Annotated in this window: 14 protein-coding genes; 3 read left to right on the top strand and 11 right to left on the bottom strand. The window is 43.7% G+C overall.

The window, feature by feature from the left end:
* Window positions 1-10 precede the first annotated feature (10 nt).
* From PGY05_RS07010 to PGY05_RS07000, 3 genes are all read right to left on the bottom strand, one after another.
* Window positions 11-1456 (bottom strand): TrkH family potassium uptake protein, encoded by a 1446-nt coding sequence (locus PGY05_RS07010; RefSeq protein WP_008371730.1) that lies wholly within the window; start codon window positions 1454-1456, stop codon window positions 11-13.
* Between the two features lie 12 nt (window positions 1457-1468).
* Window positions 1469-2830, bottom strand: a complete 1362-nt coding sequence (gene trkA / locus PGY05_RS07005) for a Trk system potassium transporter TrkA (RefSeq protein WP_022220724.1) — start codon at window positions 2828-2830, stop codon at window positions 1469-1471.
* Between the two features lie 165 nt (window positions 2831-2995).
* Window positions 2996-5071, bottom strand: a complete 2076-nt coding sequence (locus PGY05_RS07000; RefSeq protein WP_022220725.1) for an elongation factor G — start codon at window positions 5069-5071, stop codon at window positions 2996-2998.
* A 184-nt stretch (window positions 5072-5255) separates the two neighbouring features.
* On the opposite strand from PGY05_RS07000, the gene PGY05_RS06995 reads away from it, so the two are divergent.
* Together PGY05_RS06995 and aroA are read left to right on the top strand one after the other, a co-directional pair.
* Window positions 5256-6353 carry a prephenate dehydrogenase gene (locus tag PGY05_RS06995; protein ID WP_022220726.1) on the top strand — a complete coding sequence of 366 codons (1098 nt, stop codon included), beginning with the start codon at window positions 5256-5258 and terminating at the stop codon, window positions 6351-6353.
* A gap of 179 nt (window positions 6354-6532) precedes the next feature.
* A complete protein-coding gene (gene aroA, locus PGY05_RS06990) occupies window positions 6533-7846 on the top strand; it encodes a 3-phosphoshikimate 1-carboxyvinyltransferase (RefSeq protein WP_270475573.1) in 1314 nt (437 codons plus the stop codon).
* Between the two features lie 75 nt (window positions 7847-7921).
* On the opposite strand, the gene PGY05_RS06985 is transcribed toward aroA, so the two are convergent.
* The gene (locus PGY05_RS06985) at window positions 7922-9274 is read right to left on the bottom strand and encodes an MATE family efflux transporter (RefSeq protein WP_055246566.1); all 1353 of its coding nucleotides are present in this window, start codon (window positions 9272-9274) and stop codon (window positions 7922-7924) included.
* A gap of 229 nt (window positions 9275-9503) precedes the next feature.
* Here PGY05_RS06985 and PGY05_RS06980 point away from each other — a divergent pair, with 229 nt between their 5' ends.
* Complete coding sequence (locus tag PGY05_RS06980) at window positions 9504-10523, top strand: M42 family metallopeptidase (protein WP_022220728.1); 1020 nt, start codon at window positions 9504-9506, stop codon at window positions 10521-10523.
* A gap of 140 nt (window positions 10524-10663) precedes the next feature.
* Here the strand turns inward: PGY05_RS06980 and PGY05_RS06975 are convergent, their stop codons facing one another.
* From PGY05_RS06975 to PGY05_RS06945, 7 genes are all read right to left on the bottom strand, one after another.
* Window positions 10664-11932, bottom strand: a complete 1269-nt coding sequence (locus tag PGY05_RS06975) for an L-cysteine desulfidase family protein (RefSeq protein ID WP_008371747.1) — start codon at window positions 11930-11932, stop codon at window positions 10664-10666.
* Window positions 11933-12204: 272 nt separating this feature from the next.
* The gene (locus PGY05_RS06970) at window positions 12205-13401 is read right to left on the bottom strand and encodes a glycine C-acetyltransferase (protein WP_022220729.1); all 1197 of its coding nucleotides are present in this window, start codon (window positions 13399-13401) and stop codon (window positions 12205-12207) included.
* Window positions 13402-13427: 26 nt separating this feature from the next.
* Entirely contained in the window at window positions 13428-14480 is a 1053-nt protein-coding gene (gene tdh, locus PGY05_RS06965; RefSeq protein WP_022220730.1) for an L-threonine 3-dehydrogenase, read from the bottom strand.
* Between the two features lie 270 nt (window positions 14481-14750).
* On the bottom strand, window positions 14751-16133 hold the full coding sequence (locus tag PGY05_RS06960) for an MATE family efflux transporter (RefSeq protein WP_270222878.1): 1383 nt from the start codon (window positions 16131-16133) through the stop codon (window positions 14751-14753).
* Window positions 16114-16614 (bottom strand): GNAT family N-acetyltransferase, encoded by a 501-nt coding sequence (locus PGY05_RS06955; protein WP_008371757.1) that lies wholly within the window; start codon window positions 16612-16614, stop codon window positions 16114-16116. Before PGY05_RS06955 ends, PGY05_RS06960 begins: the two co-directional genes overlap by 20 nt.
* 2 nt (window positions 16615-16616) lie before the next feature.
* Window positions 16617-17288 carry an HAD family hydrolase gene (locus PGY05_RS06950; protein ID WP_008371759.1) on the bottom strand — a complete coding sequence of 224 codons (672 nt, stop codon included), beginning with the start codon at window positions 17286-17288 and terminating at the stop codon, window positions 16617-16619.
* Window positions 17289-17514: 226 nt separating this feature from the next.
* On the bottom strand, window positions 17515-18315 hold the full coding sequence (locus tag PGY05_RS06945) for an SDR family NAD(P)-dependent oxidoreductase (RefSeq protein WP_270475572.1): 801 nt from the start codon (window positions 18313-18315) through the stop codon (window positions 17515-17517).
* Between the last annotated feature and the right edge of the window lie 264 nt (window positions 18316-18579).

The raw sequence follows: 18579 nt of genomic DNA, 5'->3' as shown, positions 1-18579 counted from the left end.
CAAAGCTGTCTTAGAATTTTCTACTCCAAAGTGACGGCGAGAACAGCATCAGGAACGGGAAGATCTCCAGTCGTCCGATCAGCATATCCACGCAGAACACAATCTTCGAGAAGTCTGAGAACTTCGCAAAATTTTCCACCGGTCCTACCAGATTCAGTCCCGGTCCTACATTATTAAGTGTAGTAAGCACTCCGGTAAATGAAGTAGTAAAATCAAAGTTATTGATCGAGATCAGAAGCACGGATACGATCAGGATTAGTATATACGCAATAAAGTATATATATACCCCCCGCATCGTCTCTTCTTTCACTTTTTTACCATTTACTTTTACGATATTGACTGCTTTCGGATGGATCATAGTTTTCAGCTCCCGGCGGATGCTTTTTACCAGGATCAGAAGTCTTGATACTTTGATACCACCGCCTGTTGAACCGGCAGAAGCACCGATTACCATCACAAGAAGCAGAACACATTTGGAAAGCTCCGGCCACTTATTGAAATCTGCCGTCACAAATCCAGTTGTCGTGATCACGGATGCCACCTGGAACGCCGCATAGCGGAATGCCTTTAAAAGAGAATGATAACCTCCGGCGATATTGCAGGTGATCACAACGGTTGCTCCTGCAATGATTCCCAGGTAAGCACGCAGCTCCTCATTCTTAAATACACTCTTAAATTCTTTCAAAAGCAGAAAGAAATACAGATTAAAATTGATACCAAACAGGATCATAAATACGGTGATCACACCATCAATGTAAGCACTGTTGAAGTGTGCCACACTTGCATTGTAGCCGGAAAATCCTCCGGTACCGGCAGTACTGAATGCATGTGTCACTGCGTCAAACAGATTCATCCCTCCTGCCAGAAGAAAAACTACCTCAATTGTAGTCAGTGCAAAATACATTCCATACAGGATCCTTGCGGTTCCTCTTGCCTTTGGAACCAGTTTATCTGCCTCTGGCCCCGGAACTTCCGCACGCATCAGATGCATGGAATTCTTCTCATCCAGAGAGGTAAGTACCATAACAAATACCAGCACTCCCATTCCACCAACCCAATGTGTCAGGGAACGCCAGAAAAGAATTCCTTTCGGAAGTCCTTCAATCTCAGTCAGGATCGTAGAACCTGTCGTCGTAAATCCGGATACTGTTTCAAAAAAAGCATCCACATAGCTTGGAATACTTTTACTGAGTACAAATGGAAGTGCACCTGCAAGTGACCAGAAAATCCAGGCCGTTGCAACAATGATCAGACCTTCTTTGGCATAAATCGTCATGTTCTCCGGGCATTTTCTGCCAAACAGCAGATAAATTGCCGTCAGGATCGCAGCTGTAATCAGAAAATAAACCGATGTGTGCTCGCCATAAATAATTCCAACCATCATCGGAAGCAGCATCAGCAGTCCCTCTGCTCCCATCATCTTGCTGATGATATAGCGTATCATTTTCACATTCATTTCTTTTCACCCCTATTGCTCAGCCAGAATATCTGTGATATCCTTAACTTTCTTCTGGGTTGTAACGATTACAACACTGTCGCCCACCTGAATGGATTCATCCCCGTCCGGAATAATAATCTGCCGTTTTCTTCCGATACATGCGATCAGATTGTTCGGCTTCAGTTCCAGATCCTTAAACGGGATATCTGTATATTCTGTTTTTTCTTTGATAATAAATTCCAGTGCTTCTACTCTTCCGCCAACCAGCTGATACATAGATTCAACATTGACATTCTTGAGAGAATTCTGGCGTGCACGCACATAACTCATGATCGCATCTGCTGTTGCAGTCTTTGCCGATACGATCAGATCGATCCCAAGTTCCTCGACAAGCTGGGCACGTCCGTCTTCGTTGACCTTTGCCACGATCTTGTCCACACCTTTTGTCTTTGCAAAAAGTGCAAGGATAATATTCTCCTCATCCATACCGGTCAGGCTGACCAGGGCATCTGCCTGTTCAATTCCTTCTTCGATCAGAAGGTCATGGTCTGCGGCATTCCCACAGATGATCGTCGCTTTCGGAAGCTGGTCGCAGAGATCTTCGCATTTCTTCCAGTCCTGCTCAATGATCTTAACCTGCATACCAAGTCCTAAAAGCTGTTTTGCCAGATAATATCCGACTTTTCCCCCACCACAGACCAGAATATTCTTCGGCTCTTTCCGCTTTCCGATCAGATGGAAAAATTCTTCAATATATTTGTGGGATGCAACAATATGAAGCCGGTCTCCATCATGGATGACAAAATCACCATTCGGGATGATCACTTCCGATCCACGTCTTACAGCACATACCAGAACTTTGATCTGGAACTTGCGGTAAAGCTCAGCAAGCGATACTCCGCCCAGATGGCTTCTTTCTTTGACAATGAATTCTACCATTTCGACTTTTCCCTTCATAAAAGTCTCTACCTTTGCAGTATCTGGAAGAAGGATCGATCTGGAAATCTCAAATGCAGCCGCAAGTTCCGGGTTGACAGCCATACTCAGTCTTAAGTCCTCTTTCAAAAGATCGATCTGCTGATAATAGATCGGATTCCTTACACGGGCGATCGTGTGCTTTGCCCCCAGTCTCTTTGCGAGCAGGCAGCTCAGCATATTCAGTTCGTCTGTCGATGCACATGCCACAACAAGATCAGCGCCCGGCACTCCTGCTTCTTTCTGCACTTTCGCATCTGCACCATCTCCGGTAATGCAGAGAATATCAAGCTGATTCAGTGCTTCTTTTAATTTCCCCTCATTCTGGTCAATCAAAACCACATCGTAATTTTCTTCGGATAACTGTATGGTCAGTTTATGACCAACCTTCCCGTCCCCAATAATTACAATTTTCATTTTTCTTTTCCTCTACTTTTTCTCTTAATACTAAACCTTTAATACTAAAATTGTATAAAATACCAATGTGACAGCCGAAGCTGCCACCATCATAATATGTATACCACTTTTAGTACGAAAGTACAATAGAAAAAACCGGGATTTTCTCCCGGCTTTTCCTTATTCTTATTCTTCAGCTGCACGCTTTTCAATTTCTTTTTCCTGTACATCTGCCGGAGCCTGTTCATAACGGGCAAATTCATACGAATAGCTTCCTCGTCCACCTGTCATAGAACGAAGTGTTGTGCAATATCCAAACATGCCTGTCATCGGTACATCCGCTTCAATTACCTGATATCCGCCTGACTGTGGATTCATTCCAAGAACACGGCCACGTCTCTTGTTCAGATCTCCCATAACGTCTCCGGTATAATCATCCGGAACGGTTACTTTCACAGATGCGATTGGCTCAAGAAGAACCGGTCCTGCTTCCATAAATCCTTTCTTAAATGCCTGGATCGTCGCAGTCTTAAATGCCATTTCAGAAGAATCTACCGGATGGTAAGATCCATCATACAGGGTTGCTTTCACACCAACTACCGGATATCCGGCGAGAGGTCCTTTTAATACAGATTCCTGCAATCCTTTTTCAACCGCCGGGAAGTAGTTCTTCGGAACAGCACCTCCGACTACTTCTTCCTGGAATACATACGGTGTATCCAGATCTCCGGATGGTTCAAAACGCATCTTAACATGTCCATACTGTCCATGTCCTCCGGACTGTTTCTTATACTTGGTATCTACATCCGAGTTCTTGCGGATCGTCTCACGGAACGCAACTTTTGGTGTCTCCAGTCTGATTCCGACTTTGTAACGCTCTGCCAGCTTGCTTGCTGTCACTTCCAGATGCTGGTCACCCATTCCATAAATCAGTGACTGGCGGTTCTCACTGTCATTTACCACTTTCAGTGTCACATCCTCTGCCATCATCTTCGCAAGAGCCTGTGATACCTTGTCCTCATCACCTTTGTTATTCACTACATACTTCATATATGTATACGGTTTGGAGTATTCGGTTCTTCCATAAGATACCGGTGTATTTTTTGTTGAAAGGGTATCCCCTGTCTTTGTACTTGTCAGTTTTGCAATCGCTCCGATATCACCTGCAAACAGTTCCTGAACTTCTACCGGTTTGTTGCCGGATAAGGTGTAGATCTTGCCGATCTTTGCTTCTGCATCTGACTCCGGATTGTAAAGGACATCATCCCCCTTTAATACACCGGAACATACTTTTACGAAAGAATATTTTCCGATAAACGGATCTACCATGGTCTTGAATACATATGCGGTCTTTGCGGCTGCAAAATCATGATGTGCTTCAAAGATCTCATTGGTCTTACGGTTGATGCCTACGCATTCACGGTATTCCGGACTTGGGAAAAATCTTACGATATCAGACAGTAAGTTTGCAACACCCTGTGCCTGAACATTGGATCCCATTGCTACCGGAACGATATCTCCGTCCATAACTTCTGTTCTCATGGCAGAGCGGATCTCTTCAACCGAGAATTCATCTCCCTCAAAATAACGTTCCATAAATGCTTCACTGGTCTCTGCCACTGCTTCAAGAAGCTTCTCTCTGTAAATCTGCAGGTTCGGCAGACAGTAATCCGGAATCTCACACTCTTCTCTCTGTCCAAGTCCGGTGTATCTTCTACCTGCATTCTTGATAACATTGACATAACCTACTAATTTCTCGTTCTCACGGATCGGTTGGAAATGTGGTGCAATCACTTTACCGTATCTTGCGGTCAGATCTTCAACAACCTGACGGAAGCTGGCATCATCCACATCCATCTCAGTAACATAGATCATACGCGGAAGATTATACTTATCACAGAGCTCCCATGCTTTCTCGGTTCCTACCTGCACACCGGCTTTTCCGGAAACAACGATAACAGCTGCATCGGCTGCGCTGACTGCTTCTTCCACTTCTCCGACAAAATCAAAATATCCAGGTGTATCAAGGATATTAATCTTTGCTTTTTCCCATTCAATCGGAATCAGACTTGTGCTAAGTGAGAATTTACGTTTCTGTTCTTCTTTATCAAAATCACTGATCGTATTACCGTTCTCAACAGATCCCATACGATTTGTTGCTCCAGATACATAAGCCATCGCTTCTGCCAGACTGGTCTTTCCGCTTCCCCCATGTCCTAAAAGGACCACGTTTCTAATTTCATCCGTTCTGTAAACCTTCATGCTTGCTGCCTCCTTGCTAAAGTTTCTCATGGATATATTGTACTAAACTTTCTATAAAAACACAACTATTTTATAGAATTTCAACAAAAACTTTCACTTTTACACTTTAAAGTATTGCTTTATTGACAGATAGCCTGTTTTCCTATATTATGAAAGGTAGACTATCACGAAAGGACGAAAAATTATGAAACAGAAAAAAATCGGATTTATCGGACTCGGACTCATTGGGGGCTCTATTGCAAAGGCGATCCGGCGATATTATCCGGATTATGAGATTGTCGCTTTCGACAAGAATAGAGAAACTCTGGCACTTGCCACACAAGAATCCATCATCAATGTGGCCTGTACCTCAATCGATGATAATTTCCGAGGCTGCAACTACATCTTCTTATGTGCCCCGGTTGCTTTCAATACTGCATATTTAAAGCAGATGATGCCTTACCTGCATGATGATATGATCCTGACTGACGTCGGAAGTGTCAAAACTCCGATCCATGACGAGATCATCCGGCTGGGACTGGAGGATTACTTTATCGGAGGACACCCGATGGCCGGTTCCGAAAAGAGTGGTTTTGCCAATTCCAAACCAATCCTGATTGAGAACGCTTACTTTGTTCTCACCCCTTCCGCCAAAGTAGCGAAAAAAAAGGTTGATGCATACGCATCCTTCGTAGAATCCTTGCGTGCACTTCCAATCGTACTGGATTATCATGAACACGACATCGTCACCGGCACGATCAGCCACTTGCCACATATCATTGCCGCAAGTCTGGTCAACTTTGTCAGAGACACCGACACCAAGGATGAGCTGATGAAAACCCTCGCCGCCGGCGGCTTTAAGGACATTACGCGAATCGCCTCTTCCTCACCGACCATGTGGGAACATATCTGTGCACAGAATCAGAGTAATATTTCCCAGATCCTTGGAAATTATATCGAAACATTAAATGAAGCGAAAAAACTGGTTGATGCCGGAGACTCCCAGGGAATCTACGATATGTTCGACCATTCCCGGAACTACCGCAATTCCATGCCAAACGGTTCTGCCGGCCCGATCAAGCGTGCATTCGAGATCTACTGTGACATCCCGGATGAAGCCGGTGTGATCGCCACCATTGCGACCATCCTCGCTTCTAATGCACTCAGCATTAAGAACATCGGAATCGTTCATAACCGTGAATTTGAAGAAGGCGTACTCCGCATCGAATTCTATGACAGCATCTCCTGCGAGAAGGCAGTAGCACTTTTGCAGAAGCATCGTTATATTGTTTATGAGCGTTAATAATTAAATGATGATACCAGGGTCAAAAGGTCAGAAAGCCGATGCAAGCTTGCTTGCAACAGGACTTTTGACACTCACATCATTAAATGCAAGACAGTCCAAAAAATCTTTTCAGAACTTTGTGTAAATTGGTCACAATGCTTGAAAATAGAATTTTACGAATGAGAGGTTACTATATTATGCAAATCCAACCTGTTAAACAGCTTCGCGGGGAAGTATCTGTTCCCGGCGATAAATCCATCTCCCACCGTTCTATTATGTTCGGTGCACTGGCAAAAGGAACTACTGAGATCACACATTTTCTTCACGGTGCCGACTGCCTCTCTACCATCGGCTGCTTTCGTGCCATGGGAATCAATATCGAAGACACACCTGACCGTATCCTGGTTCACGGCAAAGGCCTTCACGGACTTTCCGAACCTTCTTCTTTTTTAGATGTGGGGAACAGCGGAACCACTACAAGACTGATTTCCGGTATTCTTTCCGGTCAGCCGTTTGCCACCACTCTTTCCGGCGATGCTTCTCTGAACTCCCGCCCGATGAAGAGGATCATGGAGCCTCTTGGGATGATGGGCGCTGATATTTTAAGCCAAAATGGGAACGGGTGCGCACCACTTTTGATCAACAGCCTGCTTCCTGCCGGTCAGAATCCATCCCTGCACGCAATCCACTATCACTCAAAAGTAGCTTCTGCTCAGGTTAAATCTTCCGTACTCCTGGCAGGACTTTATGCAGACGGATTAACCCTGGTTACAGAACCTGTACTTTCCCGTAATCATACAGAACTGATGCTGAATGGCTTCGGTGCCAACGTACAGACAGAAGTACATTCTGATGGCAGTGCAACTGCATCTATTCTCCCATGTGAGGAATTATACGGACAGAAGATCCTGGTTCCCGGAGATATTTCTTCTGCTGCTTACTTCATCGCTGCTGCCCTTCTGGTCCCAGGTTCTGAACTTCTGATAAAGAATGTAGGTACTAACCCGACCCGTGCCGGAATCCTTGAAGTATGCAGGGCAATGGGGGCAGACATTACCTATCTAAATGAAAATTGTGACAGTGGTGAACCAACTGCCGATCTTCTTGTACGTACAAGCACTCTTCACGGAACCACCGTAGAAGGTGCAATCATCCCTACACTGATCGATGAGATTCCGATGATTGCAGTGATGGCTGCTTTCGCCGAGGGAACTACGATCATCAGGGATGCTGCCGAATTGAAGGTCAAAGAGACTGACCGTATCAAAACAACTACAGAAGGACTTCTTGCCATGGGCGTTGATGTAACACCAACCGACGACGGCATGATCATCCGTGGCGGTAATCCGGTTCATGGAGGACAGATCAACAGTTATCTGGATCACCGGATCGCAATGGCCTTTTCCATCGCAGCCCTTGCCGCCGAGGGAAATACTGAAATCCAGGATGGTCAGTGTGTAGATGTATCTTATCCTTCATTTTTTACGGAACTTCATTCCCTTTCCCTGTAATTTCAGGAAAAAATACAAAAAAAGAAAGCCGCACACTACATAAGCAGTGTACAGCTTTCTTTTTTATGCGCCCTGTCACTGTTTCTCTAATCCGTGAATCCAGTCTGTCTTAAGAAACAGAATCAAAAATATCACCGAACTGATAAACCAGGTAAGTGGATATGCCCAGTAGATTACATTGATCACCGGAATAATCCTGATAACAATACTAATATAGGTTACCCGGACTCCGCACCATACAATCATCATAACAAACATCGGAACAATACTTCTTCCCGCCCCTCTCTGAATTGCTGCCATACAATGCGAAAACGCAAGCAGACAATAGAAAAGAGCGATCGTATGTGCCTCTGCAATTCCATATTCAATTGCTTTTTGATCTCCTCCAAACGCAGCGATCAGGTATGGTGAAAAGAAAAAAACTGCTATTCCGATCACTTCTGCTATCCCGATTCCACAAATGGTTCCAAACAATGCCCCTTTTTTTGTCCGGTCATACTCTTTTGCTCCCAGATTCTGTCCAATAAACGTCGTGAGTGCCTGTGAGAAGCAGGTAACCGGAATAAATCCAAATCCTTCAATTTTGGAATATGACCCACACCCGGCCATTGCCAGAGCCCCAAACTGATTAATATTCGACTGTACAAATACATTTGCAACCGCAATAATGGAATTCTGGATTCCTGCCGGTATTCCGTTTACCACGATCAGCCGCAGCATATTCCCATCCATCCGAAGTTCACGAAAAGATAACCGGAACGCCTCTGGTTCCCTACGCAGTTTTCTGATACACAGAACCGCACTTAATATCTGTGAAACAATCGTTGCAAAAGCTGCTGCACCTACACCAAATCCTAAACCTCCGATCAGCACCAGATCCAGAATCACATTCAGACACGCTGAAATGATCAGATAGATGACCGGACTCTTACTGTCACCAAGTGACTGCAAAATCCCCATTCCAAAGTTATAAATTACAAATCCAAGTGAACCTGCAAAATACACCCTGAAATAAACCAGTGATTTCGGCAGTACCTCTTCCGGCGTACCAATCAGTTTTAAAATCTGCGGTGCAAGGATCAACGCGGCAACCGTAAGAAAAATTCCACATACGCCACCAAATGCCAGTGCCGTATGGATTGCTTTTTTCAGCTTCTCATATTCTCCGGCTCCAAAATACCTCGCAATGACAACACCGGCTCCCACGCCAATTCCCCCAAAAAATCCTACCATCAGGAATATCAGATTCCCTGATGAGCTGACAGCTGCAAGTGCATTATTCCCAAGAAAATTTCCCACGATCAGAGAATCCGCCACATTATACAACTGCTGGAATAAATTCCCCCATAAAAGCGGAATCGCAAACATAATAATCTTTTTCGGAATAGATCCCGTTGTCAGTAGATTAGCGTTTGATGTTTCCCCCATAATTAACCTTGTCCTCCTATAATATTTTAAGTCTATTATACTCCTGATACGGTTAATTCACCAGCAAATATATCGGAAACAATATTTGATTCTTTTTTATAAATCATAAATCTATTTTTCATCAATTATTATAACCTTTTTAAATTATCCTTCAATGTATATTGCATTTTCCATCCTCTTCCATTAAACTATTATGATATATACTATAAATTTTTTGGGGGAATTTTCTATGCAAAATTATCTTGAATTTATCGGAAACGAACTGAAAGCTTTAACTTCTATTCCAAGCCCATCCGGTTATACCAAAGATGTGGCTGCATACCTGATGAAGACTTTATCAGATATGGGATATGAACCACAGCTTTCTAACAAAGGCAACGTATTCGTAACGATCGGCGGAGAGGGGAATCCGCTGGTACTTGCAGCACACGTTGATACCCTCGGTGCCATGGTGCGTTCTGTCAAAGCAAATGGAAGACTGCGTCCGACTACTCTCGGTGGACACCAGTGGAGTACCGCTGATGGGGAAAACTGCACGATCCACACACGCGACGGACGCGTTTATACCGGTGTAGTACTAAATACTGAACCTTCTGTTCATGTTGCAGATTCTGCTGTTGAGACAAAAGAAGAAAATATGGAAATCCTTCTGGACGAAAATGTGGACACTAAAGAAGGAACTCTTTCACTTGGCGTACAGCCTGGAGATATCATCGCCATGGACCCGCGTACCCAGATCACACCGAGCGGTTATATCAAAAGCCGTTTCTTAGATGACAAGCTTTCTGCTTCCATCCTTCTCGGTCTGGCAAAATGCGTAAAAGATGAATCTATTGCGCTTTCCCGCAAAGTTTCTCTTCTTTTCACTGTATATGAAGAAGTCGGACACGGCGGAAGTTTTGTTGCCGAAGATACAACAGAGATGATTTCTGTTGACATGGGCTGCGTCGGATCCGATCTCGGATGTACCGAACGCATGGTATCTATTTGCGCAAAAGATTCCGGCGGTCCTTACAACTACGACGTAACATCTGCTCTTGCCGAAACTGCAAAAGAAGAAGGATTGGATTATGCGATCGATGTGTATCCGCATTACGGTTCTGACGTAGAGGCAACTCTTCGGGCAGGATATGATATCCGCCATGGTCTGGTTGGTCCTGGGGTGTATGCATCACATAACTATGAAAGATCCCATATGGATGGGGTAAAGAATACGCTTTTGTTGTTGAAGAAGTATATTCAAAAATAAAAAGTATAAATAGCTAACGGTCAAAAATAAAACATCTGCGATATGCATACCGCAGATGTTTTATTTTTTCAATATTAGTCATATTTTTCTTAAGTCCGGTAAATGCAAGTGCCTCTTCTACCAGTTCTTTTCTCTTTTTCTTATCTTGTCATGATCTGGATGATCGTTTTATCCGTCTCACGCATTCCCTTCTTTGCAAGCTCTCCAATATTACGGATCGTGTTTTCTACACCTTTTTCTACAAGTCCGTCTCCGCCATAGAACTGCTTTCCATTTTTCTGCATCTGAAGTCCCAGAAGTCCTGCTTCCACAGCTGATGCGATTTTTGCCGCGCAGCTTGCCTTCGCTCCATCACACACAACACCTGAGTTAATGGCAACTGCATTTACAATTACATGAGAAATCTCATATGCACGTCCGCCATACAGATAACAGATTCCTGCACCTGCACCACATCCTGCACTGATCGCGCCACAATATGCAGACAGTCTTCCGATTCCTGTCTTCATATGAATTGTGATCAGATTTGACACAACCAGCGCGCGGAGCATCATCTCTTTTGAGACATTCAGCTCTTTTGCATAGACGATCACCGGAAGAGAAGTTGTCATTCCCTGGTTACCGCTTCCCGAATTGATGACAACCGGAAGTTCACATCCGTTCATTCTTGCATCCGATCCGGCCGCTGCCATCGCTTTCGCACGGTTATGTACACTGTTTCCATATGCTTCCATCAAAGTCTTTCCAATGGCAGCCCCCCAGTTTCCTGTCATGCCCTCTTCGGCAATTGCCCAGTTATAATCAATCTGTCTCTGCAGAACTTCCTCTACGTCTGCAACGTCTACGCAGTCTGCGAATTCAATGATCTTCTCCACAGTCAGAAGAGAACGGTCCGTCGCACAGCTGGATCCCTGCTCTTCATATGCTTTTTCTCTGATGATCTCATCATCTTTCTTTACACAGATCACATTGGTGTGAAAACCTGCGATCTCTACGTATCCGCTGTGTCCGCCTGCACATGCCTTGATCTGGATGTCGAAAATATATTCTTTATCGGATTCCCGGATTGTCATCGGCATGGTATCCAGCATCTTTTTCATTTCTACTTTCTGTTCCCCTGTGATCTCTTCCAGAATTTCCAGTTCTTTTTCCGGACATCCGGCTACAATCCCTGCACAGACTGCTGCACCGATTCCGCGAAGTCCTCCTGTGCACGGTACAACGACACTTTTTACATTCTTAATAATATTTGCACTGACATTTACTTCTACAGATTCCGGTTTTTCCCCAAGAGCCTGAACTGCAACTGCTGCCGCGTAAGCTACTGCAATCGGCTCTGTACATCCCATCGCCGGAAGCAACTCTTCCTTTAAAATTTCCACATATTCATTGTATATTTTTTGTTCCATCTTTTCTCTCCTCTGTCAGATGACACCCCATTCATCTTTTTATTGTTCCCTGTTTATTTTATAGTATTCCTGCCTTTCCCACAAGCTTTTCTCTTTATTTTTTCAGGTTTTACATAATTACCATGATTACATTCCAAAAATATTCTTTTATTTTTATTTAACGCCTCCGAAAATTTTCCTGTAACATTTTTTAGTCAAATTTCTCTGTTATATCATCACAAAATGCCGGGCAACATTTTGTACTGTCCGGCATTTTTCTATCCTGTAGCAATTTATTTTCCAATCTCTTCTCTAGTCTCTTTAAAACATTTGATAATGAAATCAATATCTTCTTTTGTATGGCTCGCGCATACCTGTGTGCGGATTCTTGCTTTTCCTTTCGGTACAACCGGATAAGAGAATGCAACCACATATACCCCTTTTTCCATCATTTTCTTTGCATATTCTCCGGCAAGTCTTTCATCATAAAGCATAACCGGTACACATGGATGGGTTCCTTCGATGATATCAAATCCATTTTCTACCAGCTGCTTGCGGTAGTATGCGGTTACTTCTTCCAAATGGTCACGAAGCTCGGTGCTTTCTTCCAGCATATTGAACATCTCAATACTTGCTCCTGCGATCGCCGGTGCAAGAGAGTTGGAGAACAGGTACGGACGACTTCTCTGACGAAGCAGATCGATGATCTCTTTTCTTCCGGATGTATATCCACCGGAAGCCCCACCGAGTGCTTTTCCGAGTGTTCCTGTAATGATATCCACTCTTCCTTCTACGCCACAGTATTCGGAAGTTCCTCTGCCGTGTGCTCCTACAAATCCAACTGCATGGCTGTCATCCACCATAACCAGTGCGTTGTATTTATCAGCAAGATCACAGACACCTTTTAAATTACAGATGATTCCATCCATTGAAAATACACCGTCTGTAGCGATCAGTTTGACTCTTGCTCCTGCTGCATCTGCAGCCTGAAGCTGTGCTTCCAGATCTTCCATGTTGTTATTTTTGTAGCGGTATCGTTTTGCCTTACAGAGACGAACTCCATCAATGATGGAAGCATGGTTCAGTTCATCACTGATCACTGCATCCTCCGCAGTCAGGATTGTTTCAAAAAGTCCACCATTTGCATCAAAGCAGGAAGAATATAAAATCGTATCATCTGTTCCCAGAAATCCGGAAATCTTCTTTTCCAGTTTTTTGTGAATGTCCTGTGTTCCGCAGATAAATCTGACAGAAGCAACCCCATATCCTTTTTCATCATAGGTTCTCTTCGCTGCATCGATCAGTCTCTGATTGTCCCCAAGTCCAAGATAGTTATTGGCACACATATTAAGAAGCTCTCTTCCGTCTTCCATTACAACCTTTGCGCCCTGCGGAGATACGAACGGTGCTTCCCCTTTGAAAAGACCATCTGCTTTGATCTGTTCTACTTCTTTTGTATAAATACTTAAAATATCATTTTTTCTTGCCATTTTATTCTCTCCTTCTTCTGCTTTTCCTAATCGTTAATATGTGCCCAGTCAAGGATCACCTTTCCTGACTGTCCTGAGATCATTGCCTCAAATCCTTTTTCATAATCGCGGATATCAAAATGGTGTGTGATGATCGGTGAAATATCAAGTCCCGCCTGGATCATCGTAGACATCTTGTACCAGGTATCCCATACTTTTCTTCCATAAATTCCGCGGATATTCAGCCCATTGAAGATCACTGTCTCAAGATCTACGGTTGCATCCTGTCTCTGCAATCCGAGAAGTGCGATCTTTCCACCATGTTTCATGTTATGGATCATATCAGAAAGTCCCGGCTGGCTTCCAGACATTTCAAGTCCGATATCAAAGCCTTCTGTCATTCCGATCTCATGCATCACATCCGTCAGTTTTTCCTGTGTCAGATTAACGCATCTGGTCGCACCCATTTTTGCTGCCAGATCCAGACGGTACTGGTTCATATCCGTGATTACCACATGTCTTGCTCCTGCAAATTTTGCGATCGCCGCTGCCATGATCCCAATCGGCCCTGCACCTGTGATCAGCACATCTTCACCAAGCATGTCGTAAGATAATGCAGTATGGGTTGCATTTCCAAATGGATCAAAGATCGCATATAATTCTTCATCAATTGCCGGATTGCACGGCCATACATTTGAAGCGGGAATAACCAGATATTCTGCAAACGCACCGTTCCGGTTTACCCCAACACCTTTAGCATCTTTGCAGTTCTCTTTGTGCCCTTCCAGACAGTTTCTGCATTTTCCACAAGTGATATGTCCTTCACCTGATACTAGATCGCCCACCTTGAATCCCTGTACACCTGCACCGACTTCTACAACTTCCCCGACATATTCATGTCCTGCGGTCAGTCCGATCGGAATAGTATGCTGTGCCCATTCATTCCACTGGTAAATATGTACATCGGTACCACAGATTGCATTTTTATGGATCTTGATCTTTACGTCATTTGGTCCTACTTCCGGAATCTGTACTCTTTTCAGCCAGAGTCCCTGTTCCGGTTTTTCCTTTACTAACGCCCACATTTTATTATCATTCATCTTCATTACCTCCGCATGACACATATGTCCGTTTAACGCGGACTTTTTATTATTTTTGTCTTTCTATACTTAGGATACCCTATTTTTCTTCTCTTTTCAATCTATTTTCCGTGATGCGCAAACATTTTACATGTTCATGTTTTTGTAGCGGATACAAGCACATGTGTCTTTCTATTGCAAGCACATTTATTATATATATACAAAAACAGACAGATAAATCTGTCTGTTTTTCACAATGCCCTACTGTCGATTTTCACAATTTCGTTCTGTTTATAACAATCTTTTTTCTTTCTGATGTACCCTTTTTCTCACAAAATAGAAGCACACGACCTGAAGTACAATGGTAATGATCCATGACACCGGATAGGATACAAAAAGTACGGATAAAGATCTGTGGTTCGGAAAAATTCCAAATACCCACACAATTCTTGTTCCCACTGTTCCGATCACTGAAAGCACCATCGGGACTGCTGAATATCCCATTCCACGAAGCGCACCCGGAAACAAATCCATGATCCCACACAGGAAATAAGTGATCGATGTATACGCCAGGATTTCCATTCCGCAGTTGATAACCTTTGGATCTGAAGTATAAACTGTCAGAATCTGCGGTCCGAAGCAATAGGCAAGACCACCAAGCACTACCGCGATCGATATAGACAGAATCGCACAGTCACGCAGCACCTTATCCATTCGTTTCAGCTTACCGACACCATAATTCTGACTGGTAAAACTCATACATGCCTGAGTTATCGAATTCACTGACATATAAAGGAACCCAAGCATATTGTTCGCTGCTGTATAGCCTGCCATCGCAATCGATCCAAATGAATTAACCGAGGACTGCAACAGTGCATTGGACAAATTGATGACCGTACTCTGGATTCCCGCCGGAACTCCCACCTGGAAAATCTGTTCCATGTAGGCACCATTGATCTTCAGTTTGGAGAAACGAAGCTGATAACTTCCTTCCGACCGGTACAGACAGGTCAGTACCAGCACACAGGAAATCAACTGTGAAATAATTGTTCCAATTGCAACCCCGGCAACTCCCATATGAAAAAGAATAACCAGTATCATGTTCAGCGCGGCATTTGCAATTCCGGAAATGATCAGGAAGATCAATGGCCTTTTTGTATCACCGATCGCCCTTAAAATGGCTGCCCCATAGTTATATAACATAAAAAATGGCATTCCCATAAAATAGATCCGCATATATAAGGCAGACTGCCCGATCACATCATCCGGCGTTCCCATAATTTCAAGTGCCCACTTTGCAAGAAGCACCCCGATAACTGCCATCATAATTCCACTGATCAGCGCAAGTGTGATCGAAGTATGTACTGTTTCCGACATCTCCCGGTCTTTGCCCGCTGCATAAAATCTGGCTGCAAGAACATTGGCACCAAGTGAAATTCCGATAAACAGGTTCGCAAACACATTAATCAGTGCTGTTGTGGAGCCGACTGCGGCAAGTGCCTGACTCCCGGAGAATCTTCCTACCACGATGATATCCACTGCATTAAACGCAAGCTGCAGAATTCCGGAAACCATAAGTGGCAGTGAAAAAGAGATCAGCTTGTCCATGATGGAGCCGTTGCACATATCAATTTCAAACTTATTTTTTTTCACATTATTCACCCAGCCCTTCATCAAATGTAAGTCTCATCTGATTCCAGACCACGTTTCCATGTACTGATTCTGAGACACCTTCATTTTTGAATCCAAACCTGGCATAATAAGATATCAGCCGGTCCTTGCAGGTAAGGACAAGTCCCTTTCTTCCCTGCTCTTTTGCATCTGTAATCGCTCTTTTGATCAATTCTCCTGCATATCCATGTTTCCGGTAAGACGGCAGCGTATTTACACCAAAAATCATCTGCCAGTCACCTTTTTCATCATGCATTTCCGCTTTTTCATACATTTCGTCTGTCAGATCTTCCTGATTCGTCACCATACCGTCCACGAAGGCGATCAACTTCTCTTCTTCAAACATCAGCCAGAAATGATCTTTATAAAAAGTAAGTCTCTTTTCAAATTCTTCTTCTGTTGCCGCTTCTGCTGCCGGGAAACACGCTGCCTCCACACGGGCAATTTCTTTCAGATCACTCAGATCTGCTGTTCTTATTCTCATCTTTACTCTCCCTCTTTTCCTAATATTTTCAGCATTTTTTCTACATTTTCGCTAGTCCATGCCGGAAATTCCAGTACCGCATCCGGGATATCCTGCCTTCCGGAATCCGGGTTGTGGAACCAGATACATTTCATACCGGCTGCTCTGGCAGCTCCTCCACCGTTAGTCGAATCCTCTACTACCAGACAGTCCTCCGGCTCCATTCCCAGTTTCTCTGCCGTTACAAGGAAAGTATCCGGTGCCGGTTTTGGATGCTCTACATAATCTCCACTCATGACCACTGTAAAATATTTCTCCATATCCAGAGACTTTAATGCATCTTTGATCGCATAAGCCGGAGAGGAAGACGCTACTGCAAGCAGATATCCTTCGTCTTTTAACTGCTTCAATGCTTCTTTGATTCCCGGCATCTCCGGAAATCCTTCTGCCTCTGTAATCTGCGCTTTTTTCTCTTTCATGAGCGCATTCATCTTATCCACATCATCAAAAACCGGCCCATAATTCTCATTGATCAAATCCATGAAGAATCCACGGGTAGAACCGATACACGGAAGGTAGACCTCATAGTCAAGATCGATTCCGTTCTTCTCTTTTAAAATTTCCTTCCAGCAACGATAGTGTAATGGTTCTGTGTTGATCAGAACACCGTCCATATCAAAAATAACTGCTTTCATATCTTTTTAGCCTCGATTAAATGATTTAAATTTTCTTTCCGTTCTTATTTTGAATGACGTTTTTAAAGATGTCAAGACGGAGAAGCTAAAAAGAATGTGCATCTCCGGCACGCAGTGCCTTTTATTTCATAGGAAGTTCCTTCGGAATATCCTATGAAATAAAAAGAGAGCGACTGTACGATTCAAAAAACGCACAGGCACTCTCTTTGACTTATATGGATTTTTCTTAAGGTCTCTGTCCCATTCCACCTTCTAAGGTGATCGTCTCTCCGTTCATATATTTGAAATCCGGTGATGCAAGCTGTACGCATGCACGTCCGATTTCTTTTTCTACATCTCCGTAATGTCCAGCCGGCGGCATCTTTACATTTGCCTTGAATGCTTCCGGATAAGCTCTCTGGAAATTCTCAAGCTGTGCTGTCCATGCGAGCGGGCATACGATATTGACATTGATTCCATCTGGTCCCCACTCTGTTGCAGCTACTCTGGAAAGTCCACGGATTCCTTCTTTTGCCGCTGCATATGCGCACTGTCCGTAATTTCCGAAAAGTCCGGCACCTGAAGCAAAGTTGATAACAGATCCCTTTGTCTCTTTCAGGTACGGATAACATGCCTGCATATAATAGAATACCGCATATACGCCGGAATACATTGCCAGATTGAACTGGTCTGTTGTATGATCTGCGATCGTAACACCAGATGCGGATGCCTGTGCATTATTGATCAGGACATCAATTCTTCCGAATGTGTCAATTGCCTGCTTTACTACGTTCTGTACTGTTGCTTCATTATCAGCCCCCGCGCTGACATCAGCCTGTACAGGCAATACTTTGATACCATAGAGTCTCTCCAATTCTTCTTTGGCATCTTCGAGTTTCTTTACATTACGCCCGGTAATTACCAGATTCGCTCCTTCTTTTGCGTAAGCTGTTGCAATTCCATATCCAATAGATCCGCAGCTTCCATCACTTAATACAGCTCTTCCGCCACCTGTGATAATTGCAGTCTTTCCTGTTAAAAATCCCATAATCAATTTCTCCTTCCTGCTGTCCTTCAACTAGCATACGATTATAATAGCAGAGTACAGGTCAGAATTCAATACTAAATTGCGTCTATTTTCTGACAATATAGTTAATTTTTTAATTATCGCAAATACAGTTAGAATGCAAAAACCTCATTAAATAAGGGCTGTTTATTATATAGATACCAGGGTCAAAAGGTCAGAAAGCCGATGCAAAACGCACGTAGCAATCTGGTATCAAAGGGGTCAAAATACCTTTTGCCCCCAACA

The organism is Coprococcus sp. AF51-11b1, assembly GCF_027682785.1.
Classification (GTDB): domain Bacteria; phylum Bacillota; class Clostridia; order Lachnospirales; family Lachnospiraceae; genus Allocoprococcus; species Allocoprococcus comes.
This window is presented reverse-complemented; position numbering and strand designations above follow the sequence as displayed.